This window comes from Paenibacillus sp. TSM33, assembly GCF_056099025.1.
The window spans coordinates 72,818-99,196 of the sequence record NZ_JBLZXB010000013.1; the positions used below are offsets into that span (position 1 = coordinate 72,818).

Annotated in this window: 28 protein-coding genes; 19 read left to right on the top strand and 9 right to left on the bottom strand. The window is 43.0% G+C overall.

The genetic code is table 11. The annotated features are described in order from the left end of the window. Window positions 1-102: 102 nt before the first annotated feature. On the top strand, window positions 103-1,848 hold the full coding sequence (locus ACN6NF_RS11345; RefSeq protein ID WP_474317738.1) for a proline--tRNA ligase: 1,746 nt from the start codon (window positions 103-105) through the stop codon (window positions 1,846-1,848). Here ACN6NF_RS11345 and ACN6NF_RS11350 read toward each other — a convergent pair. After that, window positions 1,845-2,609 (bottom strand): spermidine synthase, encoded by a 765-nt coding sequence (locus tag ACN6NF_RS11350; RefSeq protein WP_474317740.1) that lies wholly within the window; start codon window positions 2,607-2,609, stop codon window positions 1,845-1,847. The genes ACN6NF_RS11345 and ACN6NF_RS11350 overlap by 4 nt on opposite strands. Before the next feature lie 190 nt (window positions 2,610-2,799). Between ACN6NF_RS11350 and ACN6NF_RS11355 the strand changes: the two genes are divergently transcribed. The 4 genes from ACN6NF_RS11355 to ACN6NF_RS11370 all read left to right on the top strand — a co-directional run bounded on the left by ACN6NF_RS11355 (window position 2,800) and on the right by ACN6NF_RS11370 (window position 5,792). Continuing rightward, on the top strand, window positions 2,800-3,519 hold the full coding sequence (locus ACN6NF_RS11355; RefSeq protein ID WP_025364795.1) for a YebC/PmpR family DNA-binding transcriptional regulator: 720 nt from the start codon (window positions 2,800-2,802) through the stop codon (window positions 3,517-3,519). Between the two features lie 160 nt (window positions 3,520-3,679). Further along, entirely contained in the window at window positions 3,680-4,264 is a 585-nt protein-coding gene (locus ACN6NF_RS11360) for a TetR/AcrR family transcriptional regulator (protein ID WP_474317742.1), read from the top strand. Window positions 4,265-4,428: 164 nt separating this feature from the next. Next, the gene (locus ACN6NF_RS11365; protein ID WP_474317744.1) at window positions 4,429-4,857 is read left to right on the top strand and encodes a nuclear transport factor 2 family protein; all 429 of its coding nucleotides are present in this window, start codon (window positions 4,429-4,431) and stop codon (window positions 4,855-4,857) included. Between the two features lie 74 nt (window positions 4,858-4,931). Further along, on the top strand, window positions 4,932-5,792 hold the full coding sequence (locus ACN6NF_RS11370; protein WP_474317746.1) for an NmrA family NAD(P)-binding protein: 861 nt from the start codon (window positions 4,932-4,934) through the stop codon (window positions 5,790-5,792). 14 nt (window positions 5,793-5,806) lie between these two features. Here the strand turns inward: ACN6NF_RS11370 and ACN6NF_RS11375 are convergent, their stop codons facing one another. The 3 genes from ACN6NF_RS11375 to ACN6NF_RS11385 all read right to left on the bottom strand — a co-directional run bounded on the left by ACN6NF_RS11375 (window position 5,807) and on the right by ACN6NF_RS11385 (window position 7,975). Then, window positions 5,807-6,997 carry an oxalate decarboxylase family bicupin gene (locus ACN6NF_RS11375; RefSeq protein WP_474317841.1) on the bottom strand — a complete coding sequence of 397 codons (1,191 nt, stop codon included), beginning with the start codon at window positions 6,995-6,997 and terminating at the stop codon, window positions 5,807-5,809. Between the two features lie 89 nt (window positions 6,998-7,086). Continuing rightward, window positions 7,087-7,566 (bottom strand): Cys-tRNA(Pro) deacylase, encoded by a 480-nt coding sequence (gene ybaK, locus ACN6NF_RS11380; RefSeq protein WP_019687163.1) that lies wholly within the window; start codon window positions 7,564-7,566, stop codon window positions 7,087-7,089. Window positions 7,567-7,582: 16 nt separating this feature from the next. Then, window positions 7,583-7,975, bottom strand: coding sequence for a ribosomal protein L7/L12 (locus ACN6NF_RS11385; RefSeq protein ID WP_474317749.1), 393 nt, complete (start codon window positions 7,973-7,975; stop codon window positions 7,583-7,585). Window positions 7,976-8,239: 264 nt separating this feature from the next. On the opposite strand from ACN6NF_RS11385, the gene ACN6NF_RS11390 reads away from it, so the two are divergent. The 8 genes from ACN6NF_RS11390 (at window position 8,240) to ACN6NF_RS11425 (ending at window position 17,644) form a co-directional block, all read left to right on the top strand. After that, window positions 8,240-9,148 carry an ROK family protein gene (locus ACN6NF_RS11390; protein WP_474317751.1) on the top strand — a complete coding sequence of 303 codons (909 nt, stop codon included), beginning with the start codon at window positions 8,240-8,242 and terminating at the stop codon, window positions 9,146-9,148. Between the two features lie 259 nt (window positions 9,149-9,407). Continuing rightward, window positions 9,408-10,823, top strand: a complete 1,416-nt coding sequence (locus ACN6NF_RS11395; RefSeq protein ID WP_090739263.1) for a glycoside hydrolase family 1 protein — start codon at window positions 9,408-9,410, stop codon at window positions 10,821-10,823. A 406-nt stretch (window positions 10,824-11,229) separates the two neighbouring features. After that, a complete protein-coding gene (gene yfcE, locus ACN6NF_RS11400; RefSeq protein WP_474317754.1) occupies window positions 11,230-11,781 on the top strand; it encodes a phosphodiesterase in 552 nt (183 codons plus the stop codon). A 117-nt stretch (window positions 11,782-11,898) separates the two neighbouring features. After that, on the top strand, window positions 11,899-12,930 hold the full coding sequence (locus tag ACN6NF_RS11405; protein ID WP_474317755.1) for an agmatine deiminase family protein: 1,032 nt from the start codon (window positions 11,899-11,901) through the stop codon (window positions 12,928-12,930). Between the two features lie 29 nt (window positions 12,931-12,959). Further along, window positions 12,960-13,835 (top strand): N-carbamoylputrescine amidase, encoded by an 876-nt coding sequence (gene aguB / locus ACN6NF_RS11410; RefSeq protein ID WP_016818981.1) that lies wholly within the window; start codon window positions 12,960-12,962, stop codon window positions 13,833-13,835. A gap of 139 nt (window positions 13,836-13,974) precedes the next feature. Continuing rightward, the gene (locus tag ACN6NF_RS11415) at window positions 13,975-14,229 is read left to right on the top strand and encodes a hypothetical protein (RefSeq protein WP_474317758.1); all 255 of its coding nucleotides are present in this window, start codon (window positions 13,975-13,977) and stop codon (window positions 14,227-14,229) included. 282 nt (window positions 14,230-14,511) lie between these two features. Then, window positions 14,512-16,533 (top strand): oxidoreductase, encoded by a 2,022-nt coding sequence (locus tag ACN6NF_RS11420; RefSeq protein WP_474317760.1) that lies wholly within the window; start codon window positions 14,512-14,514, stop codon window positions 16,531-16,533. A 190-nt stretch (window positions 16,534-16,723) separates the two neighbouring features. Further along, on the top strand, window positions 16,724-17,644 hold the full coding sequence (locus ACN6NF_RS11425) for an aminoglycoside phosphotransferase family protein (protein ID WP_474317762.1): 921 nt from the start codon (window positions 16,724-16,726) through the stop codon (window positions 17,642-17,644). A 47-nt stretch (window positions 17,645-17,691) separates the two neighbouring features. On the opposite strand, the gene ACN6NF_RS11430 is transcribed toward ACN6NF_RS11425, so the two are convergent. Next, window positions 17,692-18,126 carry a hypothetical protein gene (locus ACN6NF_RS11430; protein WP_474317763.1) on the bottom strand — a complete coding sequence of 145 codons (435 nt, stop codon included), beginning with the start codon at window positions 18,124-18,126 and terminating at the stop codon, window positions 17,692-17,694. A 206-nt stretch (window positions 18,127-18,332) separates the two neighbouring features. Here ACN6NF_RS11430 and ACN6NF_RS11435 point away from each other — a divergent pair, with 206 nt between their 5' ends. The 4 genes from ACN6NF_RS11435 (at window position 18,333) to ACN6NF_RS11450 (ending at window position 21,959) form a co-directional block, all read left to right on the top strand. Beyond that, window positions 18,333-18,782 carry an Imm63 family immunity protein gene (locus ACN6NF_RS11435; protein ID WP_307354136.1) on the top strand — a complete coding sequence of 150 codons (450 nt, stop codon included), beginning with the start codon at window positions 18,333-18,335 and terminating at the stop codon, window positions 18,780-18,782. Between the two features lie 130 nt (window positions 18,783-18,912). Beyond that, window positions 18,913-19,896: an ABC transporter substrate-binding protein gene (locus ACN6NF_RS11440; RefSeq protein ID WP_474317765.1), complete on the top strand. Its 984-nt coding sequence runs from the start codon at window positions 18,913-18,915 to the stop codon at window positions 19,894-19,896. Between the two features lie 33 nt (window positions 19,897-19,929). Next, on the top strand, window positions 19,930-20,955 hold the full coding sequence (locus tag ACN6NF_RS11445; protein WP_474317767.1) for a FecCD family ABC transporter permease: 1,026 nt from the start codon (window positions 19,930-19,932) through the stop codon (window positions 20,953-20,955). Next, window positions 20,952-21,959, top strand: a complete 1,008-nt coding sequence (locus tag ACN6NF_RS11450) for a FecCD family ABC transporter permease (RefSeq protein WP_474317769.1) — start codon at window positions 20,952-20,954, stop codon at window positions 21,957-21,959. Before ACN6NF_RS11445 ends, ACN6NF_RS11450 begins: the two co-directional genes overlap by 4 nt. A 74-nt stretch (window positions 21,960-22,033) precedes the next feature. Here ACN6NF_RS11450 and ACN6NF_RS11455 read toward each other — a convergent pair whose 3' ends face one another. Further along, window positions 22,034-22,609, bottom strand: coding sequence for an NAD(P)H oxidoreductase (locus ACN6NF_RS11455; protein ID WP_474317771.1), 576 nt, complete (start codon window positions 22,607-22,609; stop codon window positions 22,034-22,036). 234 nt (window positions 22,610-22,843) lie between these two features. On the opposite strand from ACN6NF_RS11455, the gene ACN6NF_RS11460 reads away from it, so the two are divergent. After that, window positions 22,844-23,227, top strand: coding sequence for a winged helix-turn-helix transcriptional regulator (locus ACN6NF_RS11460; protein ID WP_474317772.1), 384 nt, complete (start codon window positions 22,844-22,846; stop codon window positions 23,225-23,227). 49 nt (window positions 23,228-23,276) lie between these two features. On the opposite strand, the gene ACN6NF_RS11465 is transcribed toward ACN6NF_RS11460, so the two are convergent. From ACN6NF_RS11465 to ACN6NF_RS11475, 3 genes are all read right to left on the bottom strand, one after another. Further along, window positions 23,277-23,705: a VOC family protein gene (locus ACN6NF_RS11465; protein ID WP_474317773.1), complete on the bottom strand. Its 429-nt coding sequence runs from the start codon at window positions 23,703-23,705 to the stop codon at window positions 23,277-23,279. 185 nt (window positions 23,706-23,890) lie between these two features. Then, window positions 23,891-25,303, bottom strand: a complete 1,413-nt coding sequence (locus ACN6NF_RS11470) for a hypothetical protein (RefSeq protein WP_474317774.1) — start codon at window positions 25,301-25,303, stop codon at window positions 23,891-23,893. A 27-nt stretch (window positions 25,304-25,330) separates the two neighbouring features. Continuing rightward, window positions 25,331-25,843, bottom strand: a complete 513-nt coding sequence (locus tag ACN6NF_RS11475) for a histidine phosphatase family protein (RefSeq protein ID WP_474317776.1) — start codon at window positions 25,841-25,843, stop codon at window positions 25,331-25,333. 332 nt (window positions 25,844-26,175) lie between these two features. Here ACN6NF_RS11475 and ACN6NF_RS11480 point away from each other — a divergent pair, with 332 nt between their 5' ends. Next, window positions 26,176-26,367 (top strand): DUF3934 family protein, encoded by a 192-nt coding sequence (locus ACN6NF_RS11480; protein WP_474317778.1) that lies wholly within the window; start codon window positions 26,176-26,178, stop codon window positions 26,365-26,367. The last annotated feature ends 12 nt before the right edge of the window (window positions 26,368-26,379 follow it).

Below are 26,379 nucleotides of genomic sequence, written 5' to 3' on the forward strand. Positions count from 1 at the left end.
TAGGGTTACGGTCAAATGAAGGGTGGTACCACGACACATTCGTCCCTGACGGATGTGTTTTTTTGTGTACATTTTATTATTCTTACAAGGAGGAAGCCACACATGCGCCAAAGCCAATTATTACTGACAACCTTGCGTGAAGCACCTGCAGAGGCCGAAGTGATTAGCCATCAGCTTATGCTGCGGGCAGGATTTATCCGCCAATTGGCGGCTGGAATGTACACCTATATGCCACTGGGCAGACGGGTGCTTAGAAAAGTGGAGCAAATTGTACGAGATGAGATGGATCGTGCAGGAGCTGGAGAGCTGCTGATGCCTGTATTACAGCCAACGGAGCTGTGGCAAGAATCGGAGAGATACGATGTGTACGGTCCCGAGCTGATGCGTTTGCAAGATCGGCATGGTCGGGAGTTCGCATTGGGTCCTACACATGAAGAGGTCATTACGTCTTTAATACGAAATGAAGTGAATTCCTATCGCAAATTGCCTGTAATACTGTATCAAATTCAAACCAAGTTTCGGGATGAACGACGTCCTCGGTTTGGGCTGCTTCGCAGCAGAGAATTTTTGATGAAGGATGCCTATTCGTTTGATGCCAATTGGGAAGGACTAGATCACACTTATTGGACCATGTTCCAGGCATATCAACGTATTTTCACCCGCTGCAGTCTAAATTTTCGCGCCGTCGAAGCAGATGCTGGTGCTATTGGTGGTGAAGGTGAAACCCACGGATTTATGGCGCTGGCTGATATAGGAGAGGATACCATAGTGGCGTGCACCTGCTGTGATTATGCTGCCAATCTTGAGAAGGCGGAGCCGCGTTCGACGGGAAGCATAGGAATATCTTCTGTCTTCGATGAAAATGAACATGATAGCCATCCTTCTATCGATACAGATGAAATGGAAAAACTGTATACTCCAGGTCTGCGCACCATAGAACAACTGGTTGATACCCTTCACATAGAGCCTAAAGAAATCATCAAAACATTGATTTATATGGCTGACGATCAGCCGATTGCGGTAGTTGTCAGAGGAGATCATGAGGTCAACGAAGTAAAAGTTAAACAAATTTTAGGTAGTGAAAAATTCGAAATAGCAAGTGCAAATGCCGTCACAAAGGCAACTGGAACCCCACCCGGGTCCATAGGTCCATGCGGCTTGACAATCCCTGTGTGGGTGGATTACGCCGTTGTCCAAATGTCCAGCGGTTTCGCAGGGGCGAACGAGCAGGACTACCATTATCGGCATGTTAATCCAAGGCGCGATCTAGATCTTCGGCATGTGGCAGACTTGCGTAATGTTATAGAAGGGGATAGATGTCCTCGATGTGACGAAGGGAAATTGGAACTCCACCGTGGAATTGAGATTGGACATGTATTTAAACTGGGCACCAAGTACAGTGAGAAGTTGGGGGCGACCTTTCTAGATGCGTCTGGAACCAATCAAGCGATGATTATGGGCTGCTATGGTATTGGTGTTTCCCGAATCCTGTCCGCCATTGTGGAGCAAAATCATGACCAGAACGGAATGATATGGCCGCATGCGCTGGCCCCGTTTCAGGTTCATATCATTCCGATTTCTGTGAAAGACAGGCTTCAGATGAACATAGCTGAGGAGCTTTACAGCCAACTGCAGCAGTGCGGTGTGGAGGTACTGCTAGATGATCGTGAGGAACGCCCAGGAGTTAAATTCAAAGATTCGGATTTAGTAGGTATTCCCGTGCGTATCGTCGTTGGTAAAGATGCTGAACACGGAAAAGTAGAATTCGTAGAGCGAAGAAGTAGCCACAAAGAGTCGATTCATATCCAAGATGTAGAGAGACGGATATTGGACCTCATTCAACACTAAGCATCTGTATCCCGCAAAATATGGCCTTCTCCAAGTGCAATCTCATGAAAGTCGGCCATCTGACGTGCTTGAAACCGAATGGGCTTGTCTCGACCTATCATAATGATATTTTGGATGTCGGCAATGCCTTCCGCGGGTAGGGAGAACGCTGTGACATAGGCGAATTCTTCACGCAACGTTGTGTGAATGGCATGGATTAGATGATCGTGTTCACTTTTGCCTATTACATTCATAATTAGCGAGCCTTCGGTATCCAGCTTTTTTTTAGCCATTTTGATAAATTCCCAAGATATTAAATGCAATGGCGTACCCTGCTCCGTGAAGGCGTCCAAAATAATATAGTCATAAGCATCCGGGCTCTCCTTCTCCAGAATGTGGCGTCCATCACCAATAACTACATTGTCCTGATCGTATCCAAAGAATGTTCGGCTAAATTCTACCACTTGTGCGTCCAGCTCGGCAATCTTAAAACGTTTGTCTGCAAAATGACCCGCAATCGTGCCTACACCATGTCCGATAACAAACACGTCTTCAAATGACGGATCATTTAGCTCCATGAGGTGGATGATTGCTCTGGGATATTCGAACAGAATGCGTTGCGGATCATTCAAATCCATCGCACCTTGGATGGCTGCATTGGAAAATTGCATCACCCGAAACAATCCCTTTTCACCATACAGCTCCGTGGTTTCATATACCGTGATTTCATGGTTATTGCTCAACTTTTTATGTAAGACATCCAAGTGAATAATCTCCTTCAAGTCAGACTTCCTCCTCATCTTAGACATTCATAGGATTGTTGTCCATAGATGAGGAGGATTGTAGGCTGAATTGTTTATTTTTCCATAACGGAGTTGTTTAAACTTGTTCGTATGTCCTTTAGGAGATATAATATACAAGGATATAATGAAGTTCGTTGTGTATATTCATACAGGAAGAGAGCGGGATATTATGGGACGTAAGTGGAATAACATTAAAGAAAAGAAGGCATCCAAGGATGCTAATACGAGTCGTATATATGCTAAATTTGGCGTGGAAATTTATGTGGCAGCCAAACAGGGCGAGCCTGATCCTGAATCCAATCGGGTACTAAGAGTCGTGTTAGAACGTGCAAAAACGTACAATGTACCGAAAGCGATCATTGACCGTGCTATTGAAAAAGCAAAAGGTGCTGGCGATGAAAACTACGTAGAGCTGCGCTATGAAGGTTTCGGACCGAACGGTTCCATGGTCATTGTAGATGCACTGACCAATAACGTAAACCGTACAGCATCGGATGTGCGTTCTGCTTTTACTAAAAATGGCGGTAGCCTGGGCGTTAGCGGATCTGTAGCCTATATGTTTGATTCAACAGCAGTTATTGGTCTGGTAGGTAAAACTCCAGATGAAGTGCTGGAGCTGCTGATGGAGGCAGATGTCGAAGTTCGTGACATCATTGAAGAAGATGAAGCCGTCATCGTATATGCAGAGCCTGATCAATTCCATGCTGTTCAGGAAGCTTTCAAGCAGGCAGGGGTAACTGAGTTTACCGTTGCTGAACTCACCATGCTTGCCCAAAATGATATTACTCTTCCAGAAGATGCACAGGCCCAATTTGATAAATTGATTGATGCATTAGAGGATTTGGAGGATGTTCAGCAGGTTTACCATAACGTAGACTCTGAGGAATAGTCGGACTGCATCATTTACACCTGTGCATTTGAATAAAATAAACATTCATAAACCATCGTATTTCGGTACGATGGTTTTTTTGTGAATAAAATTAATTTTATTTTCTTGACTGATCAGTCTGTAATAATTATAATCATAGGCAAGGAGGTGAACATGAGGTTTGGGAAGAGCTAAAGAATTTGATACTGAAAGTGTTCTGCGAAAAGCTATGGCTGTATTTGGAGAGCATGGCTATGAGGGAACTTCTCTGACAATTTTACTGGATCAGCTAGGTATAGCGCGGCAGAGTCTTTATGATACCTACGGAACGAAATATGATTTGTTTTTTTCGGCTATTCAGCTTTATATACGTGACAAAACCGAAGCCGTAGTTCATCTGCTCAGTCAACCTGGGAGCATTAAGGATGCAATAGCGACGATTTTTAATGAGTCTGTTAGAGTGTTGACGGATAAGAAGCTGTCCAAGGAATGCTTTATTATGAATAGTGCTATTGAACAGGCTCCACATCATCATGAAATCAAAACATTTATTTCTGAAAACACCGAAAAGCTTGAACTTGCTTTTTACAGCGCCCTAGTCCGCGCCCAAAAAGAGGGGGAGATTCAGGCTACGGATTCTGAGCTATTGTCAATCGCCAGATTTCTAAATCATGCCCGACTATCGTTGACATTTACCGCCAAGACAGGCGCCAGCACTGAGGTGCTTAGAGATATTGTGCGTACGACGCTGTCGGTTTTGGATTGACCTTTATGAACGCTTAATAGCGTTTATTTTTTGAAAATTCCAGACTGATTAGTCAAATTTTTTTAAATATTATAGACTGATCAATCTAGAATACTATGTTCATTTTCGCGTCTTGAATTCGTTTTTTAAGCAGGAACTAAAAATAAATAGACGAGGTGTCTACCATGACAATTAATCCGAATACTGACGAAGCAAAACAGCAAGCGCAAGCAGTCATGCATAAATTTATGAGCAACATGTTAGAAGAAAATATGGAGCAATGGATTTCATTATTTGATGATCACGCTGTTTTCGAGTTCCCTTATGCGCCTAAGCATTTTGCACAAATGCTTCAGGGCAAAGCAGCGATTTACGAGTATATTAAGGAGTTTCCTAATATGCTTCGGATTCAGGGCTTCTCTTCACCAATTATCCATACGACAACGGACCCGGATTTATTCGTGGCCGAATTTGCCTGTGAGGCGCAGGCTGTGAGCACAGGTAAACCGTATAATCAAACCTACATTTCTGTTATTAAGTTGAAGAACGGAAAAATTACTCACTACAAAGATTATTGGAATCCTTTGGTCGCTCTTGAAGCCCTGGAATCATGAATGAAAAAGTTCAAGCTTCAAGGAGATATGGAGATCTAGGCGAAAATAAAAAATATAAATAGGAGATGAATTTCATGAAAGACAGAAATATAACGTTGATTACAGGAGCAAACGGCAAAACAGGCAGCCGTGTAGCCGCCAGACTTACGCAACTTCAGTATCCGGTACGTTTGGCAGGGCGTACTAAGCCCGGCAATTGGGAAGGGACAGATTATGTATATTTTGATTGGTATGATGAATCAACACATGCACAGGCACTGATGAATGTAGATAAAATTTATTTGGTAGTACCTGTGCTGGACATCAATCCCGCCAAAGTGATGATTCCTTTTATTGAGAGGGCCTTGAGGGAAGGAGTGCAAAGATTCGTGCTTTTAGGCAGCGCATCTGTGCCTGAGGACGGACCAGTATTTGGACCTGTGCATCAAGCACTTCGTAGATTAGCTCCAGAGTGGGCTGTATTGCAACCATCCTACTTTATGGAGAATTTCACAGAAGGCCAGCATGTGGACACGATCAAAAATAACAAGGCCATTTATAGTGCAACCCAAAACGGGAGAATAGGCTTTGTAAGTGCAGATGACATTGCAGAAGTGGGAGTGAGGGCTCTTATTGACGATAAACCACACAACACGGCTCATGTAATCACTGGACCTCAAACACTAACATATGACGAAGTGGCTGAAATTATTGGAAAAGCAACATTCCAACCGATCCAGCATATCTCGTTGTCTGATGAAGAGTTGCAAGCGGGCATGGTTCGCGCTGGAATGCCTGAAGAATATGCAGATATGCTGGCAGGATTGGATAGAAGGATACGCGAAAATGGAAGTGAAGACCAAGTGACCGATACCGTTAAGCTTATCAGTGGGCGCTGTCCGGTCTCATTTGAGCAGTTTGTCCTGAGCCACAGAAACAGCTGGAAGTCATCATAACAAAGTGATTCCCGTTATTTCCTTTTAGGGTCATAAGAGTAACCAGGATACTTGACGACGGGCCATTTGACCTTTCGTAAATTAGAGATCACATCAGCGCCAACATGTAAATTACTTTGAATCAGTTCTGTAGGCGTAAGGCCCATCCATTGATTTAGGGACACATCTGCAAAACGGTCACTTTTAAACATTTCAAGAAACCATAGTGAGCTGGAACCAGTATTTTGAATGTAATGACCATAAGCAAAAGGCACATATCCAACATCCCCTGCCCTAAAATCAAATGTACGGGCTGCACCATTACCACCAAAGACAGTCATCCGTCCTTGCCCGGCAAGATAGTATTGCCATTCGTCATTATTGGGGTGCCAGTGCATCTCTCGCATGGCTCCGGGCTCAATCTCAACAAGGGCAGCTGCGATAGTTTTGGAAATCGGAAAATTGGAGGAGTCGACGATCCGTACGCTTCCGCCCGGTGTTTTGGTCGGGGGCTGAGCTAGTAATTCATGCTTAAAGGATAGGGGCAATGTCCCATAGGGAGAGGGAACCGCTTGACTTTGGATTGAACCGGGAACGGAATCCTGATAGATGTACACTTGGTCTTGAGGAATTGCTGCAAAATCAGCTTCTGGAATCCCGAAATTTGCAGAAAGCACCTCTTTGGGAGTATGCGCGAACCAATCTGAGATGGATAAGGTGTTCAGATCGGAAAAACTGCCATCATCGAAAACCAGCAAAAACTCACAGCCTTCTTCAAGGCCTTGTATAGAATGCGGGATGCCCGGTGGAAAGTACCAGAGATCGCCTGGGCCCACATCAGCAATAAAATTACGTCCATCTTGGTCAACTGCCGTAATACGTGCACTTCCTAACAGCATATAAGACCATTCTGCCTGCTGATGCCAGTGAAGCTCACGGACACCGCCCGGTGTCAAACTCATATTCACTCCGGCTAGAGTTGTGGCAATGGGTAATTCCCTTACTGTAACTTCTCTTGACCACCCACCATGATTAAGCTGCATATGAGCATCTGAAAAAGAAAACCGCATATTCGGTATGAGACCATTGTCCGTTACGGGAGGAACCAGCATATCAGGATTTTGTAAATCCCTCATTACATCACGTGGACCCTTGTCGAATCCCCCTGCACCATCACTTCTTATGGGCTGGGGGATTCCGGCTTTTTTTGAGCAATCATTATGCATCATTTGATCTTCCTCTCTAGGTTGAAGCATGATGAAGCATGGGTTTAAGAGAAAATACGCATAAAGATTTTATGATGACGTGATGAGTTTTATACCGTGTGCGATAGATCTGTAAACTGTGCTTGAATGATTTGAGCTAAATCGTGCGGACTCAGTTCTAGTTGAGTTCCAATTTTTCCGCCGCTTACAACGATCGTTTCCAGTTCAACCGCGGGCTGGTCGATATAAGTGGGGTAAAGCTTTTTCATCCCAATGGGAGAGCAGCCACCGCGAATATATCCCGTGTGCTTTTGCAATTCCTTAACTGGAAGCATTTCAATTTTTTTCTCTCCCGCAGACTTAGCAGCCTTTTTAAGATCAAGCTCTTTATGTACAGGAATGACAAAAACAAACAGATTTTGTTTGCTATGTGCAACCAAGGTTTTGAAAACGGATTCCGGTGCTCTTTGGATCTTTTCGGCTACGTTCATACCATCTATTTTTCCATCTTGATGGTCATAACTCAAAATATTGTAGTGGATGTGTTGCCCATCTAATATGCGCATGGCGTTTGTTTTGCTGATACTCATTTTAATTCTTCCTTTCTTAAAGCTTTTCCAAATGATCTACATAATCTTTTGCATCCTTAAGAGAAAGATCCTTAGCGGTTCTTAATTCTTTTATGGCTTTAATCTTATTTCCTTCCCTGATCAGTAGAAGCAGCCTTTCATTGATTTCTTCGGAAGAAGCATCTGCGTCTGGGAAATGTGGAACAGGAGGAGCGATTGTACTTGACATTGAGGTTCCCGTTAGTCCTGAACGATTCTCAAGACGCTCCATATCGGATTTCAGGTCATTAAGCCGAGACTGAAGACGGTAGACCTTGAACAAAAGTGTGACGGAGAAGATCAATGCAATGATTGCTACATATTCACTAGTTGACAATAAAATCTCCCTTTTCTTGTTAGATTTATCGCTAAATATTTGTTTCTTATCCATAGTATATCACGGTGAACGACGGATAAATTGAGAATCATATTGTTATGTATGAATTATGCAAATTGACTTATTGTAAACAGAGCGTTATATTACAGCTTATTATTAAGCTTTTAATAATCACTTCAAAAGGAGTGTATTCCAATACAACCAATTTCCAATAATACCATTCGGGTCAAACACATTAATGTAGAGCTAGTTAAAAACACACTGAAATCTAAGGAATATGCAACCAAGTCGTCTATAGCCAGTATTACAGGACTTAGTGTGGCCACCTGCGGAAATATTCTAAATGAGCTTCTTCAAACCGGAGAAGTATTAGAGATGGAATTGGAAGAATCGAACGGTGGACGTCCGGCTAGACGTTACAAATATAACGCTGATTATTCCTATATTATTTGTTTAACTGTGAAAACGGAAGGCGGAGTAGATTCTCTTACTTATGCTGTTGCCAATATGCTTGGCGATATTATTGCAGAGAACACATCCGTTGTGCCTCATATTGATTATGAAGTAATAGATCACCAAATTGAAGAGCTGATTAACAACTACGAAAACGTTAAAGCGATTGGTATTGGCATCCCGGGGGTTGTTCATCAAGGGGTTATTGATGTCTGCGATCTTGATCTGCTGATAGGAGTCCCTGTAGGACCACGCCTCCAAGATAAATACGGGGTAGAAGTCACCATTGAAAATGATATGCATCTGACCGTCTATGGATTTTATAACATGCAAAATTATGATGAGGACAAAACCTTCGCTATTGTTACGTTTCCCAAGGATAATTTTCCGGGAGCGGGTTTTATTGTCGATGGACATTTGTTAAAAGGAAATACCAAATTTGCTGGGGAAGTTTCCTTTTTACCCTTTGGCATAACGAGAGAGGAACAGCTTAAACAGTTAAATAGCACACAGGAATTTGTTCCTTTGGCGATCAAAACGATAACATCCATTATTGCGATTATAGACCCTGTATCGATTGCTTTGACTGGAGAGTTATCTAAACCAGCACTGTTGGATGATATTTATAACGGCTGTCTTAAAGATGTACCCAAAGAACATATGCCCGAGATTTTTGTGAAAAACGATACGCACGATGAATACATGTATGGGTTGATTTCAGTTACCCTTGAAAGCCTGACCTACAATTTACAATTGGTGGAAAAAAGGAAATAGAGGCCTTCCACTTTGAAGAATAGCTCACCCAGTTACAATTGGTAATTAACGGATAGATGGGTGGGGACGTTGTTATAAATATGGAAGTAAGTATTGGAGATAATACGATTATAGACTCTGCAAGTTTTTAAAATAATACTTGACATGAAACGCGTTACAAACCTTAAGATTCAATTAGAAGTACTTTATAAACATTAGCATAGAGGTAACGTGTTTATGTCCTAGTTAATGAAAAAACATCAGCAAAGGCGGAGAAAATATGAGTACACAGTTTCCAAAAGATTTCCTGTGGGGCGGAGCAGTTGCTGCTAATCAGCTCGAAGGCGCTTATCAAGAAGACGGAAAAGGCTGGTCCATTCAGGATGTAACTCCTCGTGGTGGTTGGGGGCCGGTTACGGATGTACCAACAGAAGATAATATGAAGTTGATCGGTATTGATTTTTACCATCATTATAAAGAAGATATCAAACTTTTTGCGGAAATGGGCTTTAAAGTGTTTCGTACTTCCATTGCTTGGTCACGTATTTTCCCTAAAGGTGATGAGCTGGAGCCTAATGAAAAAGGCCTGCAATTTTATGATGATTTGTTTGATGAACTTCATAAATATGGCATCGAGCCACTCGTTACATTATCTCACTATGAAACACCTTTACATTTGTCCAGAGAATACGATGGTTGGGTGAACCGTAAGCTTGTTGATTTCTATGAGCGCTATGCAACAACTGTATTTAATCGCTACAAAGACAAAGTTAAATACTGGTTGACGTTCAATGAAATCAACTCCATTCTTGAAGCACCATTCATGAGTGGCGGGATTAGCACACCTAAAGATCAACTTAGTGAACAAGATCTTTATCAAGCTATTCACCATGAGCTGGTAGCGAGTGCAAGAGCAGTAAAAATCGGTCATCAGATTAATCCTGATTTCAAAATTGGTTGTATGGTACTGAGTATGCCTACTTATCCGTTGACACCTAATCCAGACGATGTAATTGCAGCAATGGAATTTGATCACAGAAACATGGCATTTGCCGATATTCATGCAAGAGGTCAGTACCCAGGTTACATGAAACGTTTCTTTAAAGAAAACGGAATCTCTATTCATTTCGAGCCGGGTGATGCTGAAGATCTGAAGCACACCGTTGATTTTATCTCGTTCAGCTATTACATGAGTACTTGTGAAACTGCAGACGAAGCTAAAAAAGTCAAAGGTGAAGGTAACATCCTTGGTGGGGTTAGCAATCCGCATCTTGAGGCAAGTGAGTGGGGCTGGCAAATTGATCCGCAAGGTCTGCGCTATGTGCTGAATACATTCTATGATCGCTTCCAAAAACCACTGTTCATCGTTGAAAATGGTCTGGGCGCTGTGGACGAGCTTATCACCAATGAAAAAGGTGAAAAAACGGTTGAAGATGACTACCGGATCAACTATTTGAATGATCATTTGGTTCAAGTTGGGGAAGCGATTGAAGATGGAGTAGAGGTTCTGGGTTACACGTCTTGGGGCTGTATCGACCTTGTCAGCGCGTCGACTGCTCAGCTTAAAAAACGCTATGGTTACATTTATGTTGACCGTCATGATGATGGCAGCGGCACACTTGAAAGATACCGGAAAAAATCGTTCCACTGGTACAAAGAAGTTATTGCCACGAACGGTGAAAGCTTGAAACGTTAATTTATAAATAAACCAGTAACTAAGTTATAAAAACATAATGATGTTTTTAGGTGGCGACCGCTTCTGCTTTATATGGAGGAAGCGGTCGCTAATTTTTTTCATGAGCATCATTTACTACGAGTATCTAACTACATAAACAGAGTGTGGACAAGCTATGACAGAAAAAGAAAAATCACAATTAGTACTCCTGTACAATGCTAATTATGATGAAAAATTAATTGAAGAACGAGAAGCACTCATCAAAACTTTATTAGGAAAGACAACCACAATACGATCATGCTTCAAGAGAACTACTCAACGTAAAGAAACATTTTTGCACAGATTTATTCAGGGAATAATGTAATAATGAACGTATGAGGAAACATTCCAAATTTACTATCGACTATTCAGAAAGGAAGGGAAAACTATGAAATTAATGTTTATATCAGATATTCACGGCTCGCTGTACTGGTTGCAATTGGCACTGGAAAAATTCAAGGAGGAGAAAGCTGACCGTCTTGTCCTACTTGGAGATTATATGTACCATGGACCACGTAATCCGTTACCAGAAGGATATAATCCGGCGGAAGTGGCTGCTATACTGAACCAGTACAAATCCCACATTGCAGTGTCGGTGCGCGGGAATTGCGATGCAGAAGTGGATCAGATGTTGCTGGATTTCCCGATGATGGGTGATTATGCTTTGCTGTACCATGAAGGACGGCGAATCTATATCACGCACGGACATGGTTTTAGTATCGGAAATTTACCGCCACTAGAAGTTGGTGATGTGTTCATTCAAGGACACACTCATATTCCGGTAGCAGATGTGGAAAACGGGGTCTTTCTACTGAACCCTGGTTCAATCGCATTGCCAAAAGAAAACTATCCATCCTCTTATGGTGTGCTGGAGGGAGCACAATTTACCGTGAAGGATTTTGATGGTAGTACGGTGAAAGCAATCACCTTTTCAAAGTAATTTTCTCAAATTTCAATGTAAATTATTAAAACTTTTCCGCTTCGATTGAGACAAAGATCATATTATTGTATGATAGGAGCGGAGTCTACATTCTGAAAAGAAAGAGAGTTTCAATACATGCAAATTAAGGATTCACATTATAAGATGCCGCCTGAATGGGCGCCACATGAACGTACGTATATTTCCTGGCCTGTACAATCTTCAATGGTTTACCCCGATATGCATGCCAAGGTATGTAAGGGTTATGCCGAAATCGTAAGTGCTATGGCGGAATTTGAACCAGTTACCGTAGTCGTAAATCCAGATGATCTGGAGAGTGTTAAAGCTCTTAAGCTCGGGGAACGGGTAGAACTGTTACCGATAGAGCACAGCGATGCGTGGCTACGTGATAACGGTCCAACTTTTCTGACGGACGAGCATGGCCAGTTGGCAGGTATTAACTGGAAGTTTAATGCCTGGGGCGGCAAATATGCTCCATGGGATCTGGATGACCAGGTTGCGCCGCAAATTCTGGACCAGCTTGGAGTTCCACGGTTAGATGCACCGCTAGTAATGGAAGGCGGCTCACTGCACGTAGATGGCGAAGGTACTCTTATTACAACCGAAGAGTGCTTGCTCAATCCCAACCGCAATCCGGAATTAAGCCGAGAAGAAATAGAACGGTACGTATGCGAATATACAGGTGCCGAGAAAATTATATGGCTAAAACGTGGACTCAGTGGCGACGAAACGGATGGTCATGTGGACAATATTGCTTGTTTTGCTGCTCCTGGTAAGGTCATTATGCAAGTATGTGATGATCCTGAGGATGAAAATTACGAAATCACGCAGGAAAATCTGCGTATTCTAGAGCAAGCAACAGATGCCAAAGGGCGTAAGCTGGAAGTGATTCAGATCGGCCAACCGCCGCGTGTGGATTATGAAGACAGCCGACTGACACTGAGCTATATTAACTTCTACTTTGTGAATGGCGGCATTATTTTGCCAGTGTTTGGTGGGACTGCTGCTGAAAGTGATCTTGCAGCCCAGCAAGAACTGTCAAAAGTATTTCCGAATCGCAAGATTCGCACTGTAGATGGTATGGCAGTTATCCGTGAAGGCGGTAATGTACACTGTACAACCCAGCAGATGCCTGCTGTAAAGCGTTGAACGATACAACATTTATAAGGAGGACTAAAGTGAGAAAAGTAAAAGTGGCGGCTACCCAAATGAGCTGCTCTACCAATATCGAAGAAAATATCAGCAAAGCAGAGAAACTGGTACGTGAAGCGGCAGCCCAAGGCGCACAAATTATTTTGCTGCAGGAATTATTCGAGACTCCGTACTTCTGCCAGAAGGAAAAGTCTGATTATTATGTATATGCAACGGAGCTGGAGCACAACAAAGCGGTTAACCATTTCAAGAAGATTGCCAAGGAATTGCAGGTTGTGCTGCCAATCAGCTTTTACGAGAAGAAGAACTACGCTCGTTACAACAGCCTTGCTGTCATTGATGCAGACGGTGAAGTGTTGGGTAAATACCGCAAAAGCCACATCCCGGACGGTCCTGGGTATGAGGAAAAGTTTTATTTTAATCCGGGCGATACCGGTTTTAAAGTGTGGAATACACGTTATGCCAAAATTGGAGTAGGCGTGTGCTGGGACCAATGGTATCCTGAGGCGGCCCGCTGTATGGCGCTTATGGGCGCGGAAATTTTGTTCTATCCGACAGCGATTGGTTCAGAACCACAAGATTCCTCCATTGACTCTAAGGACCACTGGCAGACATGCATGCTAGGTCATGCAGCTTCCAATCTGATTCCAGTCATTGCTTCCAACCGTATCGGAAAGGAAACCGATGAAGAATCCAGCATCAATTTCTACGGCTCATCCTTTATCGCTGGCCCTCAAGGGAATAAGATAGCAGAGGCTGGTCGTACCGATGAGGAAGTGCTTACCGCCGAATTTGATCTGGACGAGCTGGAAGTAGGGCGGATCGAATGGGGCATTTTCCGTGACCGTCGTCCTGAACTCTACAAAATGATTGCTACCTACGATGGTGATTTAAAAGTATAATTTGTATATAGATAAGTATAGTTCCCTTGCCGTTAAGCCGTGATTTTCTCTTTTTGAACTCACACGGCTTTTCAAGCAGGGGATTTTTGGTTTCTAAATGGAGAACATCTCGTGATAGATCGGAGGAAGGAGAATAGCAATGAGGCATAAGGGGATAAACCAATCGTTAGCACAGTTCAATACTTCGACAGAAGAAAATCAAGAGTGGGGATACTCGCGTGCAAGAGATATGGCTATTTTGGGCTTTTGGGACGAATACACGCTATCTGCACAGCGTTTATGTGAACGAATGGCTGGAACAAGGAGAAAATGTGTGAACTGCTGGACAGATATGTCAGGGAAGGTATATTGGAGCGTAGACCCTATGGCTTCAAAAGAACGGATACATAGGTGAATAACGAATAAGAGCATGATTTAGGTTTAAGCTGAAAGGAACATTTCTCAAAGGATGGTTCCTTTTTTTATATAGCACTATATTTTATCTATAGACTGAAACTATGATTCAGCGCATAAAATAGCATTAGAATTTATAGATCGAATAATATAAAATCAAGTCATAAGGAATGATCGTACTCAACAAAACTTCGATATTCTTTAAAGTGAAAAAAATCACATATATGAGTTATGGTAATGAAACTTGAAAATGAAATCTGCAAACCTGCAAGGAGGAAGAACAATGAACCACTATCCTGCGATCTTTGAACCTCTGACTATACGGCGCATGACCTTGAAGAATCGGATTGTAATGCCCCCGATGGGAACCAACTTTGCTGCCATGGATGGAAGCTTTGTTCAGGATCATATTGACTATTACGTGCAACGGGCCAAAGGAGGGACCGGCCTGATCACAGTAGAAAATGTTTGTCTGGATTTCCCCATGGGAACGAACGGGACAACCCAGCTGCGGATGGATAATGATCAGTTTATTCCTGGACTGTTTAGATTAACAGAAGCCCTGCACTCTTATGGGGCATGTGTTTCTGTACAAATTAACCATGCCGGTGCTTCGGCTTATGCGGGACGACTGAACGGAGTTCAGCCCGTATCCGCTTCGAATATTCCTTCTAAAAAGGGTGGAGCAATTCCAAGACCTTTGCAAATAGAAGAAATTTACGCCATTGTGCGTAAATACGGAGAAGCAGCGGGAAGAGCACAGCGAGCAGGATTTGACTGTGTTGAAATTCACGCGGGACATTCCTACTTGCTGAGTCAGTTTCTTTCGCCGGTGTACAATAAACGTACGGATGAATTTGGCGGCAGCGCGGAAAACCGTACCCGTTTTGCCAGATTAGTCATTGATGAAATTCGTTCAGTAGTGGGTCCATTCTTCCCTATTTGCTTACGTTTTAGTGCAGAGGAATTCACAGAAGGTGGGAATACCTTGGAAGATACACTGGAGTTACTGGAGTATCTCAATGATGAGGTAGATATTTTGAACGTTTCCGCAGCTCTAAATGATTCCATTCAGTACCAGATTGACGGCATGAACCTGCCAGATGGTTGGCGGTCTTATATGGCCAAAGCGGTAAAAGAAAAATTCGGAAAGGTCACAATGACCTCAGGTAATATACGGAGTCCACAGGCTGCGCAGGATATCTTGGCAAGAGGTGACGCTGATCTTCTGGCAATGGGCAGAGGCTTGATCGCAGAACCGAACTGGGTGCTCAAAGTGCAAAACGGCTACGAGCATTTGCTTAGAAAATGCATCTCCTGCAACATTGGTTGTGCCGATCACCGTATCTCCAAAAGTAAACCGATTTGCTGTACGGTAAATCCAGATCTGTTCAAGGAATCCGAATACCGGAAACAACGAGTTAGAAACAATGTTCAAGTCGTTGTGATCGGTGGGGGTACCGCGGGAATGGAAGCGGCCTGTACAGCGGCTGAGGTAGGCTGCCAAGTAACCCTCTTTGAAGAAAAGGCAGAACTGGGTGGCCTTGCGCGTGATATTGCACGCTTACCAGACAAAACGCGCATCAATGACTTCCCAGATTATCTGATTCAGCGCACGAAGCAATTAACCAATCTGAATATTGTCACAGGCACACGAGCAGATCTGTCGATGATTAGTGCTCTGAACCCTGATATTATTGTCAATGCAACTGGCGCCAAGCCACTGCTTCCCCCGATTGCAGGTCTGCACGATCAACTAGGAAATCCGGGTACAAAAGTATTTTCTATCTTTGATCTGTTGAACAATATGGAGAACTTTCAAGAGTTTGAAGGCAAACGTATTGCTGTAGTGGGTGGCGGAGCCGTGGGACTGGATGTTGTAGAATATTATGCAGAGCGCGGGGCTAAAGAAGTTTCTATCATTGAAATGATGCCTTTATTGGGTAAGGATCTGGATATGATTACCCGCATTTCAATGATGAAAATGGTGGAGGAACGGGAAGTAAACGTCCATACAGAGACGGCTTTGACGGAAGTGTGCAGCGACCGCTTCAAAGTAAAGCGTGGAGAACAGGTGTTTGAGATTCCTTTTGATCTCGGATTCGTATGTTTGGGTATGCGTTCATACACTCCACTGATGGATAGCTTGCTTCAATATGGCAAAGAGCATCAAGTGGAAGTTATAAACATTGGAGACAGCAAACAAGCGCGTCGTATTATTGATGGCACCCGTGAAGGCCGGAATATTTTGAAAACCATTCAACAGGTAGACGAATTTAAAAATGAGTTCTCTTATTCTTACTAAACTGCTGGTAGAAGTGGTGGGTATTTATGGTAACAACTCACTTTATATTCGGGTTGAAAAGACAGTTTGTCTTTTCAGCCTTTTTTATTTGGGTTTATGCTGGCAAGAAGATTGATTCCTTTCTCATTTTGAAGGTAAACTATGGAAGGTATAGTAAGCAAGTCTATTATTAGCGTGGGGGGATGCGAGCGTGAGTCAACTTGTGAGTGAAATTCCGGGTGCCAGCACATGGAGCATCGTGCAAGAAATTCATAAAGGCTGGTCAAGTGACATCAAATATCATATTCAAACCACTGACGGTAGGGAGTTACTGTTGAGAATTTCGGATATCACCCAATATGACAAGAAACAGCGAGAATTTGAATCCATAAAAAAGCTGGATCATATAGATAATGTTCTAATCTCCCGTCCGCTTGGTTTTGGGTTGTGCAACAACGGACAGTCGATATATTCTTTATTTACCTGGGTCAACGGGAACGATGCTGAAGGAGTTATCCCCACGTTAAATGCCGAACAACAGTATCAACTCGGAGTTCAGGCAGGTGAAGTATTGGCTAAATTGCATGAGATTCACGCGGAGCAAGACCTGATCCCATGGGCTGAACATTATAATACCAAAATCAACAGATATATCAGAAACTATAAGTCATGCGGTATTCCTTTAAAGGGAGCAGATCAAACGATAAGCTTTATCGAGCAAAACCGTCATCTATTAGAAAATCGCCCCCAGACATTTCAGCATGGAGATTATCATGTCGGCAATATGGTAGTTACCCCATCAGGTGAACTGGGGATCATTGATTTCAATAGACAGGATTATGGAGATCCCTGGGAAGAATTCAACCGTATTACCTGGTGTGCAGGATTAAGCCTATTATTTGCTTCAGGCCGTATTCACGGTTATTTCAATAATGATGTGCCGGATTTATTTTTTAGATTAATGGCACTGTATATTGCAAGCAATCAGCTTTCATCGATTCCCTGGGCCATTCCATTTGGCAAAGAAGAGGTAGACGATATGGTACAACGAGCTGAAGAGGTTTTGGAGGCATATGATTACTTTCAAACCTATGTCCCGAAATGGTATCTACCTAGTTGTCCTGATTTGTAAAATATGAAGACCGCCACTCATGGGAGTGACGGTCTATTTATAGTGTTTTATGATTGTTTCTTCATCTTATAGGTGAATTCCCAAACGGTTTGGTGACCTGAGTATCGTCCGCGATTTTCAGTAACAGTGACTCTTAACTTAACGGTAGAACCTTTGGTAGAAACCGAAGAGACCTTTATATTTTTAGTGGCTTCGCCTACATCAGGAATTTTGTCTTGTTCCTCAGCGTACGCATATAGCTTAATACTGCCACCCGACTTGGCCTTTACTTTTACGCTGTTACCTTCACTAATGGACTGACCAGCCACCTGAGCAGCGATGGCCCAATCGTTGCCTACATGGTCATTCGATACCAGGGTTGCTTGTTGAAAAGTAACGATATACGTTGATGTTGCTGAAGCTGCGAGCGCGTATGTTCCATTGAAGATCAGGGATACCACTACCAATAAAATAGCCGATGCTTTCGTCCATATTCTATTCATTTGCCTGTCCCCTTTAGTTTGAAATATCGAGGAAAATCTCCTCTATTCTAATTATCGTTTGCAGCAAAAAGAATTGTTAATGGTTGGTAAAAAAATAATTTGGCATCTTATTGCATCACTTATAATGGAATGTTATGTAACAATCTTTTATGTGTCATTTAGTCGGATAAAATGAGTTGAAGATCGTGAAAGGAAGTTGAAATCTAATGAAACAAATATATAACGAACAAGAAATCATAGATATGACCATTAAGCTGCTTGAACAAACTTCGATGTACGAAGAACAGTATGAACAATATGTAAGAAGACCTTTCCGTACGGATTTTTATGATGACCTGAGTCCGTATGTGAAAGTTGGCAAACGGGGGTACACGCTCCAAATGTATGAAAGAGGCGTACAGATGCTAAATAAGCTTACGAAAGATGTAGAGGATGTGATGTATTGGATCATCGAAGATACGATTCACATCATTGCTCATCTAAATTTGCTTCGTAAATATAAAGTGGATAACAAAAATACTCATTTAAAATATACCAAGGAGATTAGGACGGAGCTAACCAATGCAATGAATAAAGCATTTTATGAAATAGGAGGAATCTATCAGGAATGGCATGAAGCAAATAGAAGGGGAACGTTGGAGAACCCATTAAAGTAAACAAAACTTAAAGAAACAGTTGACAATAACAGAGGAGAAATTTACAATTTTATATTATTGATAATGATTATCAGTATCACTAATTTTATGTGAACTCTGCAATTACTATATTCAAAGGAGAATTTATAACATGCATCGTATCATGAATAAGAAATTTCATATGATTTTATGCGCACTATTCGCAATGATCTTCGTTATTTCAGGATGTGGCAATGCAGGCAGTTCCTCAGATTCATCTGCTCAACCTGCATCTTCGGCGAAGAAAGAAGCAAGTGGTGAGTCTGGTACACGTACAGTGTCTACGATAAAAGGAGATGTAAAGGTGCCCGCTAATCCCCAACGAGTAGTGGTGAACTGGTATATTGGCGATGTATTCACGCTGGGAATCAAGCCGGCTGCGGTATTCGGTTGGAAACAAGAAACCATGCCTTTTTACGATAAGTTTAACGGGATTCCTGTTATTGAAAAGTGGGAGACCGAGGAAATTATGAAGTACGATCCAGATCTCATCATTACATATGATACAAAGGATTATGATAAGCTGTCCAAAATTGCGCCTGTTCTTGTAATACCTGAGGGTAAGATGACGTCTGTGGAACGGTTGAAATTCCTTGGCCAGGCCACAGGACATGAAACCGAGGCGGACAAAGTGATTTCAGAGTTTGAAAATAAGCTGAGTCAGGCCAAAGAAAAATTAAATTCCGACATATTCAAGGACAAAACGTTTAGCGTCTTCGAGGACTGGGGCAGTAGATCTTACGGAATATATTATGAAACAGGCTCACGTGGAGGAACGTTGCTTTACGATTATCTAGGCCTTCACAAACCTGAAAAGCTCAACACATTGGTTAAAAATTCTGGAGAGGGGAGAGGTTCTTTATCCTATGAGGTAGCTGCTGAATACTTTGGCGATTATGTCCTGTGGTTTAAGCAGGAAGGTAAGGAATCTGAGTATGCGAAGACCAAAATCTGGAGCAGTATTCCAGCCGTCAAAAATGGACACATCATCGAAATTCCAGCGAAATATGCAGGATTGTTCTATTATTCAGACGTTGCTAGTATGACAGGACAGCTAGATTATATTATTGGAAAATTACTGGAACAGACGAAGTAACGATGCATAATTGACCAACTAAGGGTGTAATCGATGTCTACTCACAAAGAACGAAATAAAAAAGGAATATTTCATTTTGTAAGCTACATGATCGTGGGCGTGTTCCTGCTCTTGGTAGTTTCCGCAGCATCCATCACCTTTGGTGCTGCGGAGATGAGCTTGGAGCTGGCGTGGGGGGCCGTATTTCAATTTGATCCCAATATTACGGAACACCAAATTATTCACACTTTGCGTTTTCCACGCACTGTGGCGGACATCATTGTAGGGTGCAGCTTAGCTGTGTGCGGGGCGATTATGCAGGGAACCACTCGTAATCCATTGGCCGACTCGGGACTTATTGGTATAAGCTCAGGCTCAACTTTTGCTATTGCGCTATGTATGGCCTTTTTACCAGGTCGCACCTACGGCGAAACTATGCTGTATTCTTGTTTGGGGGCAGCAATCACCACAGGAATTACGTACTATATCGCATCTATAGGCAAGCGGGGAATGACGCCTCAGCGCCTAGTGCTAGCAGGAATGTCCATCTCTATGCTCTTTGGTGCGTTTAGCACTTTTCTCGCTATTAAGTATGAGATTGGTCAAGCCCTTGATTATTGGTCTGCTGGTGGTACAGCCAGTGCCAAGTGGAGTGAACTGGCTTTCATTTCACCACTATTTATAGTGGGCTTGGTTTGTGCTATCGCTCTGTCTCCCTCCATTACGATCTTGAGCTTTGGAGAAGAGGTGGCATCAGGCTTGGGAATCCGAGCGAATAGAATTAAACTGTTTTCAACCCTAATCGTATTGATTCTAACGGGAATATCGGTTGTTGTTGTCGGTCCTGTTGGCTTCGTGGGTTTGATCGTGCCACACATTATGCGCTATTTGGTCGGTACAGATTATCGATATATTATTCCCGCCTCAGCGCTGTATGGAGCAGTCTTTCTACTGGCAGCAGATTTGCTGGGGCGAATGGTTAATCGCCCTCATGAAACGCCGCTGGGTATTATTTTTGCTTTGGTGGGCGTACCCTATTTTCTCTACCTTGTGCGCGAGCAAAGGAGGGAGTTTAGTTGAAACTGTCCCGCAATAGCAGGGCTATAAGCATTATTTTACTGTTAACCGTGTTGACACTGCTGGTTGCTGTACTCAGCATGAATGTCGGGAAAATGAATCTGTCCCCACTCGAAGTTTTCAAGGTCATCATCGGCGAAGGAACGAACAAGCAGAACCTGATCGTATTTGAATTTCGACTGCCACGTATTGTGCTTTCCGTATTAGTGGGTATTGGCATGGGGATATCAGGTTGTATTATGCAAAGCTTGCTCAAAAACGACATGGCCAGTCCGGGGACACTAGGCATCAGCTCGGGCTCGGGGTTATTCGTGCTTTTATATATTACGCTGTTCGCTAGTGAGGGATTACTATCGCCTATTATTCTTCCAGGGCTGGCCTTTGCAGGCGGGCTCACAGCAGCATTTTTGATTTTTATGTTTGCTTTTAGGCGGGGAAGAGACATTTCACCTACAGGCCTAATTTTAACGGGTGTTGCTATGGGGAGTGGCTATAGCGCATTGTCGCTGTTGCTGACGCTTCGACTAGACAAACAACAGTATGATTTTGCTCTGCGTTGGCAAGCTGGAGATCTTTGGGGGGATGACTGGAGCTATATTATGGTGCTGCTCCCCTGGGTGTTGATCATCAGCCTTTACGTTTTTTACAGGTCTAACACACTCAATACGCTGAATTTGGGAAATCAGACAGCATCGGGGCTCGGCGTAGCCATAAAAAAGGAATTTATCGGCTTGACGATCGCAGCAGTGGCTCTGGCTTCTGGTAGCGTGGCACTTGGCGGAAATTTCTTTTTTGTGGGGATGGTTAGTCCTCATATGGCTCGCAGGCTGGTAGGTCCCAATCATAAGCTACTATTACCTACCACTGCAATGGTTGGTGCACTGGTCATATTAATTGCTGACACACTTACACGGACGATCAGTTTTGGTGCTGATATTCCAACCGGAATCATAATCACTATCCTGGTTACCCCTTATTTCCTCTATTTATTGTCGAAGGCCAGTTAATATTATATGAATGGAAAAGCCGCTAACCCATGCACATGGAAAATATGGCTGAGTTAGCGGCTTGTAAATAAAGCCTAGTCCTTGCCATAATTCAAACCCAAGCGATAAGCTTGGTCTAGCAGTATTTCATAATGACCGGAATTTGAACCCAGAGTCTCATCCAAGAATTCAACCTTGGAATTGGAAACACCGCAATAATCCGCGATACCCACATTCAGCAAATGAGTAATCATTTCATCATAGTTACGTTTTTTTAGCTGTTCTTTCGAAACGCCAGCCAAGCCAATCCATAAGATATGCTGATGATGAAGGTAATTCGAACCGTACGCAAACCCATTGTTCCAAACACGGTCAATATACCCCTTCAGCATAGCTGGCAAATGCCACCACCAAAGTGGAAAAATAAATGCCAATGCATCATGCTCCTTCATCCGCTTTATTTCCTTTTCTACTTCAGGGGAAAAGGACTGTTCCGCAACGGACCAATCCGGTTCATCTACTCCTTTTAAAACAGGATCAAAACCAATCCCATGCAAATCCAATATCTCATAATCGTGGCCTGCATCGGCAAGACCTTGTACGAAACGATCGGCAACCTTAAAGGTCAAGGAATCTTTTCTCGGGTGTGAAACAACGCTTAATACTTTCATGTTTATTCACTACCTTTCTCAATAGCTAACTTCTAGTCATGTTCAATGCTTGCTGTTATTATAAACAGTAGGAAAATAATCTGAAAGTACGCACTTTTAAGTTCTATAGGATGATACAGGTGCCATAGGAACATGGAAGTGCCCTAGGTAGATTCCCTAGAAACTGACCTGAGTAAGGAATTGAAGTGATGGATTGTTCTGAGCAAACGTAGCCTTCTAAAGGAGGATTAAGTAATGAATGAACAGACCAAAAATAAGGTACAAAAGAAGTATCAAGTTGGAGTGGAAGCGGCCTTAGAGGTAATGGGAGGAAAATGGAAGCCTTTAATTATCTACCATCTGATGACAGGACGGAAACGTACGTCTGAGTTTCGTCGGTTAATGCCCGGCATTACACAAAAAATGCTGACCACTCAGCTCAGAAGCCTGGAAAAGGATGAGATTGTTACACGAAAGGTTTTTAATGAAATCCCACCTAAAGTGGAGTATGAGTTAACGCAGTACGGCTGGGGATTAAAATCCGCGCTAGACCATTTATGCTATTGGGGAGAGGATCACCTGGAAAAGGTCCACGGAGACAAATCCAAGGTTTTGGAAGAATTCCAAGGTTGTGACTGATAGATATTAAGCCCTCACAAAGCATTCAATTAGAATAGCTTGCGGGGGCTTAACTGTCGGTCATTCCGTTATCATAACTTAATTGCCATTCAATTCCGAACCTATCTTTAAGGCTGCCATAACATTTGCTCCAGAATGTTTCTTGAAGCTCCATATTTACGGTTCCGCCTTCTTTTAACTTATGAAAGTACGAATGAATTCTCTCCTCATCCTTATTGACGATGGCAAGACTGATGTTGTTTCCCGCAACAAAAGGCATACCAGGAAAAACGTCTGAAAACATCACATTACTTCCATCAATTTGAAGCCGCGTATGCATGACCAGATTTTTGGCTTCTTCTGGTAGAGGATAATCGGGGTTGGGCGGTGCTTCCCCGAACGTCATGATCTTTGGTTTCTCAGTCCCAAAAACATGTGCGTAAAATTCTGCTGCCTCGCGACAGTTTCCATTAAAGTTAAGATAAACATCAACTGACATCTGCGTCATTCCCTTTTGGCTGATTTTTTACAGGCTAATTTCTTATTTCATTATTAACCTGTGCACAAGCAAAAATACACTCTTACTGACATGCTAACACGTAGCCGTTAAGGGGGAGCGTCTTTTAAAGGAAAGTAACCCGCCGCCCTTAAACAAACTTTTGGCGGGTTATGATTATGGATTGGCTAGATGGAAATCAAGTTTGGAGAGGCTGGATGATAGAGCAGATGACGTGAAATGTCGCCGGGATGTTGTACGAAAAGTGGTCCCCAAGCAGGATTTGTGTCGTGCATCAGCTTTAACAGCGATATCATCCGATTAAATATAACTTGCAGATCCGCTTCGCGAGAAAGACCCTCGGTGATAGCAGCAGCTACCACATGCGCAGCGTAGAAGCCGGAACGGTGCTCGTCAGTAAGCGAACCTGTAGTTTGCAGCAAGGTTCGTAAATGTGCGGCGACGCTCTCATCCTCGTTTCTCCAGTTCTGGATTTCATCCAGACTGTGGTTTTCGAGGCTTATAAGTTTAGTCTTCATAATGGCTTCTGCCACAATACGTGCAGAACGTTTTGCCGTGTTAGCGTCGATAGCTCTGCCGTTAAGTTTAATATTGGACAAATCCTTGTCGGTTTCCGATTCAATGATTTCCGCCCATACTCCAGCTTGGTCAAATTCCAACAGTGCAGTGGCGTAGGCACCCAAGTATCCCCGTAAAATATCTGCGGCGTGTGGATCACGGGCAGGTCCCTCATTTCGAAGCTGAGCTCTGCCGGAAAATGCGGCATTCATACCCCGAAAATAAGCGACTAAACCAATGGCAGCTGCTGGTCCCAAATTTAGGACACCCAATACATCAGACGCGGTTTCATCGATGCGAGAAGCCCAGTAGTCCGGTAGCCCTTGTCCAATATTTTCGCTGTTTAATCTGTTTCTGACGACATTGGCCAACTCTTGAAGTAGACCCAGATCAGCATGCAAAATATCATGACCACATACTTCATGCGGGATACTGGACCAAGCCATTAGACCGTTTGTCGCATGTGCAGGAGGAAGGCTAACTATAGCTGCTTGCACTTTAAATACAGCTGTGGCATCAGCGGGCCATGTGTATGGGCCATTTTCCGGCGCTCCCCATTTTACAAGAGCTGGAATGATGCTGAGATCTGGTTCTTTTATTCCTTGGCGATCTTCTGCGCTAAGAAAACCGTCGTATAGGTCGCTCACAATTTCCTGAAAAGCATCGGTCGCGAGGACATTGTAGCCTTCTCCATTTTGCAAAATGCTCTGAGCGATATCCAGCATGAGTCCAGCAGCTCTAGTTCTGCTTGGGTCCTGAATTAAAATTTCAGTGAAGCCTTGTTGCCCGAGCTCGTCCAGTTCTTTAATAAACGGACTTGCAACCGTTTCTTGATATATTTTAGGCAGCTTGGCTTTGGCCGCGTGGAGTCTTCCCATCAGTTGATGATAGTCTGTAGGATCTGACGGTCCCTGAAGATTGGAGAGCACAGCCTTCTTCACATTATCGATACAAAGAGACATGTTGGATACATCCGGTTTGGTAACAGTAGTGATGCGACTTCTTTCCAGCATTCCTTGCATAATTAGTTTACCTCCCAGTTTTTTGAATTAAACTACAACAGGCTGCATCGTATTCCACAAACGCTTCACCTGGCACTTTCCATCACGAAACGTTAAAAGATAGAGATCCGGATTTGTTATTTCCTCCAGAACAAAATCTGGAGCATAGTGATGCAACAGAAGTGTTAGGATCAAGCGATGGGTGACTAACAGAAAGGTGTGTTGATCGCTTTTCAGCAGTTCTTCCGTTAGGGAAGTGACCCGAGTGATAACCATTTCATCCGATTCCTCTTCGGTAATGCCTCTTACTCCTTGCTCTCTAAGGCGGTTTCCAGGCGGACTAATTTTAATTTTTAATCTTTCTTCGATGATTTCCGCAGTCTGCCAGGCTCGCGTATATGGACTGGAAATCAAATGGTCTACATGTAAATCTTTCATTTGGGACAGAAAATCAGCTAACTGTTCAGCCTGATTAAAGCCATCTGAACTGAGTGGAGCATCTGGCTCATTACCAGTTCCAATACCGTGGCGAGCCACATATAACTTTACATCAGTACTCATTTAACACCCTCATTTTCGGATAAAATTATCCTTTAAAGGAATTTAAGTAAACATTTTTTTCGCCCAGAGACTAACATGTGTGAGCTTTCACATGATTATGCTGTCCTTTTTTTGGCACCTAATTTTGCGAAGTTAAAATCTATAAATCAAAAAAATATAACTATAAGAAACGATAAATGCTACTTATCGCAGATTTATAGTAGATCAGGACTGGTATACATAAATATTTTCAATTCAGTGCTTCTGTTTTTAAAACAAATGGGCATTATGTTCAAAGTAATGGTATGATAGCTTAGTTAAATCTGAACGACTAGTCATGGAGTGATTATAATATGGGTGGAAAAAGTAAGGGTGGCGGAACCGGAAGAGGTACGGGAAGTAAAGGCTGGACACGGTGGAACAAAACAGCGAAGCCAGTAAGAAGAAAAAGTGCTGCTACCGGTGCACCTGGAAATACAGCGGCCGGAGCTGTAAAAGGCGGCGCTGCCAAGCCAAGTGGGAATCGAGGCGGCAGAAGTAAGTAAGCCGAGCATGTA

Excerpts from the sequence above, each read along its gene's own strand:
- ACN6NF_RS11345 (WP_474317738.1), top strand. The coding sequence starts at position 103 with ATGCGCCAAAGCCAATTATTACTGACAACCTTGCGTGAAGCACCTGCA.
- ACN6NF_RS11355 (WP_025364795.1), top strand. The coding sequence starts at position 2,800 with ATGGGACGTAAGTGGAATAACATTAAAGAAAAGAAGGCATCCAAGGAT.
- ACN6NF_RS11365 (WP_474317744.1), top strand. The coding sequence starts at position 4,429 with ATGACAATTAATCCGAATACTGACGAAGCAAAACAGCAAGCGCAAGCA.
- ACN6NF_RS11370 (WP_474317746.1), top strand. The coding sequence starts at position 4,932 with ATGAAAGACAGAAATATAACGTTGATTACAGGAGCAAACGGCAAAACA.
- ACN6NF_RS11375 (WP_474317841.1), bottom strand. The coding sequence starts at position 6,997 with ATGCATAATGATTGCTCAAAAAAAGCCGGAATCCCCCAGCCCATAAGA.
- ybaK (WP_019687163.1), bottom strand. The coding sequence starts at position 7,566 with ATGAGTATCAGCAAAACAAACGCCATGCGCATATTAGATGGGCAACAC.
- ACN6NF_RS11385 (WP_474317749.1), bottom strand. The coding sequence starts at position 7,975 with ATGGATAAGAAACAAATATTTAGCGATAAATCTAACAAGAAAAGGGAG.
- ACN6NF_RS11395 (WP_090739263.1), top strand. The coding sequence starts at position 9,408 with ATGAGTACACAGTTTCCAAAAGATTTCCTGTGGGGCGGAGCAGTTGCT.
- yfcE (WP_474317754.1), top strand. The coding sequence starts at position 11,230 with ATGAAATTAATGTTTATATCAGATATTCACGGCTCGCTGTACTGGTTG.
- ACN6NF_RS11405 (WP_474317755.1), top strand. The coding sequence starts at position 11,899 with ATGCAAATTAAGGATTCACATTATAAGATGCCGCCTGAATGGGCGCCA.
- ACN6NF_RS11415 (WP_474317758.1), top strand. The coding sequence starts at position 13,975 with ATGAGGCATAAGGGGATAAACCAATCGTTAGCACAGTTCAATACTTCG.
- ACN6NF_RS11420 (WP_474317760.1), top strand. The coding sequence starts at position 14,512 with ATGAACCACTATCCTGCGATCTTTGAACCTCTGACTATACGGCGCATG.
- ACN6NF_RS11430 (WP_474317763.1), bottom strand. The coding sequence starts at position 18,126 with ATGAATAGAATATGGACGAAAGCATCGGCTATTTTATTGGTAGTGGTA.
- ACN6NF_RS11435 (WP_307354136.1), top strand. The coding sequence starts at position 18,333 with ATGAAACAAATATATAACGAACAAGAAATCATAGATATGACCATTAAG.
- ACN6NF_RS11440 (WP_474317765.1), top strand. The coding sequence starts at position 18,913 with ATGCATCGTATCATGAATAAGAAATTTCATATGATTTTATGCGCACTA.
- ACN6NF_RS11445 (WP_474317767.1), top strand. The coding sequence starts at position 19,930 with ATGTCTACTCACAAAGAACGAAATAAAAAAGGAATATTTCATTTTGTA.
- ACN6NF_RS11455 (WP_474317771.1), bottom strand. The coding sequence starts at position 22,609 with ATGAAAGTATTAAGCGTTGTTTCACACCCGAGAAAAGATTCCTTGACC.
- ACN6NF_RS11460 (WP_474317772.1), top strand. The coding sequence starts at position 22,844 with ATGAATGAACAGACCAAAAATAAGGTACAAAAGAAGTATCAAGTTGGA.
- ACN6NF_RS11465 (WP_474317773.1), bottom strand. The coding sequence starts at position 23,705 with ATGTCAGTTGATGTTTATCTTAACTTTAATGGAAACTGTCGCGAGGCA.
- ACN6NF_RS11470 (WP_474317774.1), bottom strand. The coding sequence starts at position 25,303 with ATGCAAGGAATGCTGGAAAGAAGTCGCATCACTACTGTTACCAAACCG.
- ACN6NF_RS11475 (WP_474317776.1), bottom strand. The coding sequence starts at position 25,843 with ATGAGTACTGATGTAAAGTTATATGTGGCTCGCCACGGTATTGGAACT.
- ACN6NF_RS11480 (WP_474317778.1), top strand. The coding sequence starts at position 26,176 with ATGGGTGGAAAAAGTAAGGGTGGCGGAACCGGAAGAGGTACGGGAAGT.